A 6000-nucleotide genomic window follows, 5' to 3' on the forward strand; every position below is an offset into this window, starting at 1 on the left:
CACCAGGCCGACAACCGCGATGCGGCACCGAAACGGAGCGCCGCACCGGGTAGGCCGGGGGCGGTTCTCAGGGCTGGCCGCCCCAATACGCGTAGCCCGAGTCGATCAGGTCCTGGCCGCCGCAGTGGATTTCGCCGATGATCGCGCCGATGATCGCGCCCGGGATTATGCCGATGATGACGAAGAGGAGGCCGACGCCCGCACCGATGAGCGCGCCGATGCCGGCGCACGGTGCGGCGCGGTTCAATTCGTAGTTCCACCAGTCGAGGGAGGAGTTGAAATTCTCGCGGCGGAGGACAGGGGTGGCGGCGGCCAAGGTCAGCCGGTGGCCGTTATCGGTGATCGCGGCGGTGAGCGGGAACTGGTGGCCGCCCGCGGAGAGGGACAGCGGAATGGTCGCGACCGATTCTCCGGCGTCGTTGCGCAATTGCACCACCGAACGTTCGGCGTCGAGCGTGAAGGCGCCGCCGGCGACCGTGGTGACCATCGATGCCGCGTCGGGCAGGGCTTCGACCTGGTAGGTCACCCCGCGGTCGACCCGCGACATCCCGGGGTCGGCCTGCGCGGGCGCGGCCGAGATCACCCCCGCCGCAACGCCGATGGACGTGAGCACAGCCACCGCGAACTTCTTGTTCATGAACCACTCCTCGAATTGGTGAGCGATACATACTCCGACAATGCCGCGTCAATTCCCGGCGATTTCCCCGAGGCACTGTGAATCTAGCGCTATCCGGCGGCAAATCCGCGTATTGGATCGAATTTCCGTGCCCCGGAATTCCGCGCGAATCTCACCCGCCGAATAGTCTCCACCGGAGGCGTATCAGGCCAGATACGTGGTGACCGTGTAGATCAGGGCGGGATAGGCGGCGGTGAAGGCGAACAGGAAGTTGATCAGGCCCATGGTGATCGCGATTCCGAGATGCAACAGCAGGCCGGCCGCGAGGAAGGCCCACAGGGGCGCGCCGGGCAGCACGCAGGCGAGCACGAAAAGGACCTCGAAACCGATGACGAACCAGCCCATGAGCGTTGCCAGCGCGGGACGGGCGCGCAGCACCGCGGCCAGCCCCGGTGAACCGAAGGTCTCGGTCGACAGGATCTGTGGGAGGCAGCTGCCGTCACGCCAGACCGGCGAGGCGAGTTTCGCGACCCCGGCGATCAGGTAACTCAGGATCAACTGGCCGGCCAGGAAGATCAGCAGGAGCCGGCCGACGTCGCCACCGACCGTCAGTACGCCCGCCGCGACCACGGTGCTCAGCGCGGACATCTGGTCGGCGCCGTCCAGACCGTGCCCGGAGCGGTACAGGGTCACCGCGCAGCAGCCGGCGAGGACCCAGGCGAGCGCGGCGGCCGCCGGAGCCGACAGCGCGAACACGGCGACCCCGCACCCGCCCGCGACCAACTGGGCCGCCAACACCCAGCGATACACCGGCCACGCCATCACCCGGCGCAGCGACCGGGACCGGCCCGCACCGACGACCTCCCAGGACAGCAGCCCACCGGCGGCGTATTCGCGCCCCGCTCGCAGATCACGGAACGCCGAATACGCCGCGCCGAGGCCGCAGATGGTCAAAACCCAACAGGCCGTGTCGTATTCGGTCACGGTCGGGCTCCGTCCAACCGGTGCATCGCGGAGGTGAACACGACCCGGGGTGGATCACCGCGCAGATTCGTCAACACCACCACGAACTGCACCCCCACCGCCGTCACATCGTGCCGCGCCGCCACACAGCGCGCCAGCAACAGTAGATACGGCGGGCTGACCATGATCTCGACCTTCCGTCCGGCGTCGGAGGGGTTCGCATCGGGCCCCGCCGACAGGAGCGTGGACAGCTGCGCCGAGGCGTCCCCGACCGCCTTGCGGGTCCGCCCCGGCGGCCGCGCGTCCGGCCAGACCGCCCGCAGCGGACTGACCTCGCCGTTGGACAGCAGGTCGCGATAGCAGAGCACGCGGTCGTCGATCGCCGGCCGAGGAGCGAAGAACGTCCAGGAGGGCACCAGAGGCGCGAAGCACGCGGGTAGTGCCCTTCCGACGACCTTGCCGACCAACGGCATCGGCACAAGCACGGTCACGAGCAGCCAGCTCGCCAGCACTGCCGCGGTCAGCACGGTGATCATCCCAGCAGCCGCCTGCGCACGCCGAGCAGCTCGGTGACCGACGCGGCCGGAGCGTCGTGCCGGCCGGCGATCTCGTCGATCACGTCCTCGGGCAGCTTGCTGGTCACCACATCGGCGACGCATCCGTGCGCCTGGGTGCGGTCGTGCAACGCCGCGTCGTGAATATCGTTGGTGATCTGATCCATCGAGCACATCCAGCCGTGCGGCCAGCGGGCGCCGACGTGGATCTCCCGCAGCCCCGGGTCGATGGCACCGAGCAACTGCCGCTCCAGATCCGAAAGTTCCGGCGACCGGCGCACGATCACGTAGTCCAGCTCGAGCTCCGCCGGGACCTCGGGCTGCCGGTATTCCACGATCTCGAAATCGCTGTCCGGTATGACGCCGCCGGTGTACGGGAACGTGAGGGTGCCGTACGCGCGCTGCTGGGGCAGCACCGCACGCTCCGCCAATGTCCTTCCGGCACAGCGGACCTCGAAGTGCATCGGACTGCTCAGCGCGCTCTCCTCGGACACCTCGACCGGCTCCTCGGCCCGTGCGCACGCGCGCAGGCCCGCCCAGTCGCCGCGCGTGATCAGCTCACGCAGCCGCTGCCACTCGGGCGCCGCCCGGTGACCGAAGTACACCACCACCGTGCCCGCGGGCGGCAACAGCCCGCTCACCGGCGCACCGTCCACGTCCGAAGGGACTGTGGCGGTTTCGATGCTCGGCTTGGCCGGCACCCGCCGCTCACCGTCTTCGAACTGCCGGATGATCGCGTCTGTCATGGCAAACCCCGTCCTCTCGTCGTCGACCACTGCGGCCACCCCTTTATTCGCCACGACACAGCGGGCGGATCGGGGCAAATCTGGCATTTCTCCCTGCCTGATCCCGCCGCCCGCGCGCCGCTCGAAAGGGGTTCTCACCTGCGCTTTAGCGGCGTAGAGTGGCAGATCTACCGCGTCCTAGAAACCGCAGGAGCATCCGATGGCTTTCCTGTTCTGCAATACGCGACAGATGCAATTGGGGCCACAGCATCCACCGACCATCGGGGAGCACAAGGCCAATATCGCGCACGTGCTGAATCAGAGCGCGTTCAGCAGCGTGATCGTCAATGACGCCGAGGTCGCGGGCAACCGGGCCGGCATGCGTCTGTCCATCCTCCATCTACCGATCGGCAACGGACGGTTCTACGAGCAGGTCATGGCGGCCGGCACCGAGCGCGACCCGACGCTCGGGCTGGTCAACGAGATCGTCAGGGCCATCACCTTCTGACCGGCCGACCCAGGCGGTGAGCGCCTCGGCCAGTCCGTCCCGCCGGGGTCCGTCACCCGCCCAGGCGGCATAGCCGTCGGGGCGAAGCAGAATCGCGCCCGGCGTGGGTATCTCGCCGACCCCGGGGATACTCCACCCTCGATCCCGGCATTGGGCGTGCACGACGTCGATGCGCCCGTCCCAGCCCGACAGTCCGGGAATACCGTTGAACACCAGCAGAATCGGGCGACCCGTCCGCAGCAGCCGATGGACCCGGGTGCCGCCGTCGGCGGTCACCAGTTCGGCGTCGGGCACCCGCCGCCCGGCCAGCGGATGGTCGCACGCGGTGTCGTATCGGATGTCGAGCGCGGTGATCATGAGCCCGAGCCGGTGCCGGACCTGATCCAGATCGATGAGCTCGCCGAAGGTGTCGCGCAGCGCGTCCATATGCGCACCGGGTCGCATGAGTGCCGTCTGCGCGCGAGTATTGCGCAGCACGCGGGCCGCGATCGGATGGCGCTCTGCCTCATAGGTGTCGAGTAGGTCCTCGGATGCGTTGCCGCGCACTATCATTCCTAGTTTCCAGCCGAGATTGACCGCATCCTGAATACCCAGGTTCTGCCCTTGTCCGCCGGCCGGGTAGTGGATGTGGGCGGCATCCCCGGCCAGGAACACCCGCCCGGCGCGATAGCGGTCGGCTTGGCGCGCCGCATCGCTGTAGTGGGTGACCCAGCGCGGGCTGTGCATGCCGAAATCGGTCCCCGCGAGCTCGCGGAAGTGCGCCCGGAACGCATCGAAGGTCAGCTCGGCGCCGCGCTCGAACACGATGTCATGGCGTTGCAGGACCAGCCGGAACCAGCCGGGCTGCAACTGCACCACCGAGAAGTCGCCCACCGCGGCGCGCTGGGCGAAGAACTGCCGGGCCGGCGGTTCGGCGAGCTCGACGTCGGCGATCATGCCGGTGACGGTCGCCTCCGTCCCCGGGAATCCGATCCCGGCGAGCTTGCGTACCGTGCTGCGACCGCCGTCGCAGCCGACGAGGTAGGCCGCCCGGATCCGGCGCGGGTCGGCCCCGCCGAGGTCGATCTCGACGCCATCGACGTCCTGCCGCAGGCCGGTCACCGGCGTGTACCAGTGCGTGGGCGCACCCGAAGCCGTTGCGTGCGTGTCGAGTTCGTTCTCGATCAGCGATTGGAGAATGGCCAGCGTGTAGGGGTGGCGGGTGGCGAAGTCGCCGAAGTCCAGCGGCAGCCCGCCGAAGTGGCCCGCATCCAGGATGCGGCCCTGCGGTAGCAGCCGATCGAGTAGTCCACGCTGATCGAGGATCTCCATGGTGCGCGCGTGGATGCCCCCGGCGCGCGACTCCCCTGTCCGCGCGGGCAGCGCGTCGAGCAGGACGACATCGACTCCGGCGAGCCGTAGTTCGGCGGCCAGCATCAGCCCGGTCGGTCCGGCCCCAGCGATCACGACCTCGGTGTTCTCCATGGCATCTCCTTAACAACATTAAATTCTTTAACGTTGTTAAGGAGAGCAGAACGTTGTTAAGCTGTCAAGGAATCGATCGGAGGTGAATGGTTGAAGCTCGACACCCAGGTCATCGCCACGGCCGCACTGGGCCTGCTGGACGAGACCGGCCTCGACGGCCTCACCATGCGCAAGGTGGCGGGCGCGCTGAATGTGCAAGCGCCCGCGCTGTACTGGCATGTCAAGAACAAGCGCGAGCTACTCGACGTGATGGCCAGGGCCGTGTTCGTCGAGGCCGTCACCGGAGTCGAAGCGCCGGGCCGCAACGAGGACTGGCAGAGCTGGATGATCGCGCTGGCCAGTCGTTTCCGTCGCTCCATGTTGCGCTACCGCGACGGCGCCAAGGTGCTCGCCGGCACCTATGTGGCCGACGAAACCCTATGGCGCACGATCGAATTGACCTTGCGCACCCTCGACGACGCGGGCCTGCCACGCGCCGACGCCGAACGCCTGTTCCCGATCATCCTGCACTACACCGTCGGCTTCGTCATCGAAGAGCAATCTCGCCTCGGAATCGATTACGCCGCCGGGAATCCCTACGACCCCGGCCACCTGCGCGACGAGATCGATTCCGATCGCTACCCCCGCGCCGCACACCTGGTCAGCGCCGCTTTCACCACCGATTCCGACGCCGAGTTCGACCACGGGTTGCGTGTCATCCTCGCCGGGATCACCTCCCTGCGAACCGATTCCGAACCCGGGTGAAACAGAGCGGTCGCACATCAATGTGATCTGGCACAATCCCGCCGGGCGCCGGTTTGTGCCCTCAGGTAGGCTACCGGCCAGTAGCTGATCCAGGGTTACGGTCCAGCATGGGTTCGAAGGACGGTCCGGCAGGTCGGATCGGGCAAGGCAGAGTAAGGGGCAGGTGTGGATCAGCCGGCCGAGGTGGCCATTTGTCGTTGTGCGCGAAACGGTGTGGTGCTCGCGTCGTAACTCCCTTGCGGGCGCAATCCCGCTCATCACTTCTCGGGGGGATTCGAGTTTGCCGAGGAGACTCCATGTTCGACAACGCCACTTTCCACGACCCTGTTTTCCCGACGCGGGGCCGCCGCTGTACCGAGCGTGCGACCACCCCGATCAGCGCCCCGGTGCGCACCTCAAATCTGTTGGTGTAGTAGGCATTTCACT

General features: G+C 67.6%; 7 protein-coding genes. 2 read left to right on the forward strand and 5 right to left on the reverse strand.

Annotation, left to right across the window (positions count from 1 at the left end; all coding sequences use genetic code 11):
* Window positions 1–67: 67 nt before the first annotated feature.
* The 4 genes from ACFVMC_RS02545 to ACFVMC_RS02560 all read right to left on the reverse strand — a co-directional run bounded on the left by ACFVMC_RS02545 (window position 68) and on the right by ACFVMC_RS02560 (window position 2879).
* Window positions 68–637, reverse strand: a complete 570-nt coding sequence (locus ACFVMC_RS02545; RefSeq protein WP_379206190.1) for a hypothetical protein — start codon at window positions 635–637, stop codon at window positions 68–70.
* A gap of 183 nt (window positions 638–820) precedes the next feature.
* Window positions 821–1600, reverse strand: coding sequence for a hypothetical protein (locus ACFVMC_RS02550; protein WP_379206192.1), 780 nt, complete (start codon window positions 1598–1600; stop codon window positions 821–823).
* Window positions 1597–2115, reverse strand: a complete 519-nt coding sequence (locus ACFVMC_RS02555) for a hypothetical protein (RefSeq protein WP_379206194.1) — start codon at window positions 2113–2115, stop codon at window positions 1597–1599. The genes ACFVMC_RS02550 and ACFVMC_RS02555 overlap by 4 nt, the downstream gene beginning before the upstream one ends.
* Complete coding sequence (locus ACFVMC_RS02560) at window positions 2112–2879, reverse strand: hypothetical protein (RefSeq protein WP_379206196.1); 768 nt, start codon at window positions 2877–2879, stop codon at window positions 2112–2114. Before ACFVMC_RS02560 ends, ACFVMC_RS02555 begins: the two co-directional genes overlap by 4 nt.
* Window positions 2880–3078: 199 nt before the next feature.
* On the opposite strand from ACFVMC_RS02560, the gene ACFVMC_RS02565 reads away from it, so the two are divergent.
* Window positions 3079–3366, forward strand: a complete 288-nt coding sequence (locus tag ACFVMC_RS02565; protein ID WP_379206198.1) for a hypothetical protein — start codon at window positions 3079–3081, stop codon at window positions 3364–3366.
* On the opposite strand, the gene ACFVMC_RS02570 is transcribed toward ACFVMC_RS02565, so the two are convergent.
* Window positions 3259–4830, reverse strand: coding sequence for an FAD-dependent monooxygenase (locus tag ACFVMC_RS02570; RefSeq protein WP_379206200.1), 1572 nt, complete (start codon window positions 4828–4830; stop codon window positions 3259–3261). The genes ACFVMC_RS02565 and ACFVMC_RS02570 overlap by 108 nt on opposite strands.
* Window positions 4831–4920: 90 nt before the next feature.
* Here ACFVMC_RS02570 and ACFVMC_RS02575 point away from each other — a divergent pair, with 90 nt between their 5' ends.
* On the forward strand, window positions 4921–5574 hold the full coding sequence (locus tag ACFVMC_RS02575; protein ID WP_379206202.1) for a TetR/AcrR family transcriptional regulator C-terminal domain-containing protein: 654 nt from the start codon (window positions 4921–4923) through the stop codon (window positions 5572–5574).
* Window positions 5575–6000: the final 426 nt, after the last annotated feature.

It is taken from the genome of Nocardia sp. NPDC127579 (assembly GCF_042672005.1).
In the GTDB taxonomy this organism is placed as follows: Bacteria; Actinomycetota; Actinomycetes; order Mycobacteriales; family Mycobacteriaceae; genus Nocardia.

Bases quoted from the DNA above. Each gene is read 5' to 3' on its own strand.
- ACFVMC_RS02545 (WP_379206190.1), bottom strand. From the start codon at position 637: ATGAACAAGAAGTTCGCGGTGGCTGTGCTCACGTCCATCGGCGTTGCG.
- ACFVMC_RS02555 (WP_379206194.1), bottom strand. From the start codon at position 2,115: ATGATCACCGTGCTGACCGCGGCAGTGCTGGCGAGCTGGCTGCTCGTG.
- ACFVMC_RS02560 (WP_379206196.1), bottom strand. From the start codon at position 2,879: ATGACAGACGCGATCATCCGGCAGTTCGAAGACGGTGAGCGGCGGGTG.
- ACFVMC_RS02565 (WP_379206198.1), top strand. From the start codon at position 3,079: ATGGCTTTCCTGTTCTGCAATACGCGACAGATGCAATTGGGGCCACAG.
- ACFVMC_RS02570 (WP_379206200.1), bottom strand. From the start codon at position 4,830: ATGGAGAACACCGAGGTCGTGATCGCTGGGGCCGGACCGACCGGGCTG.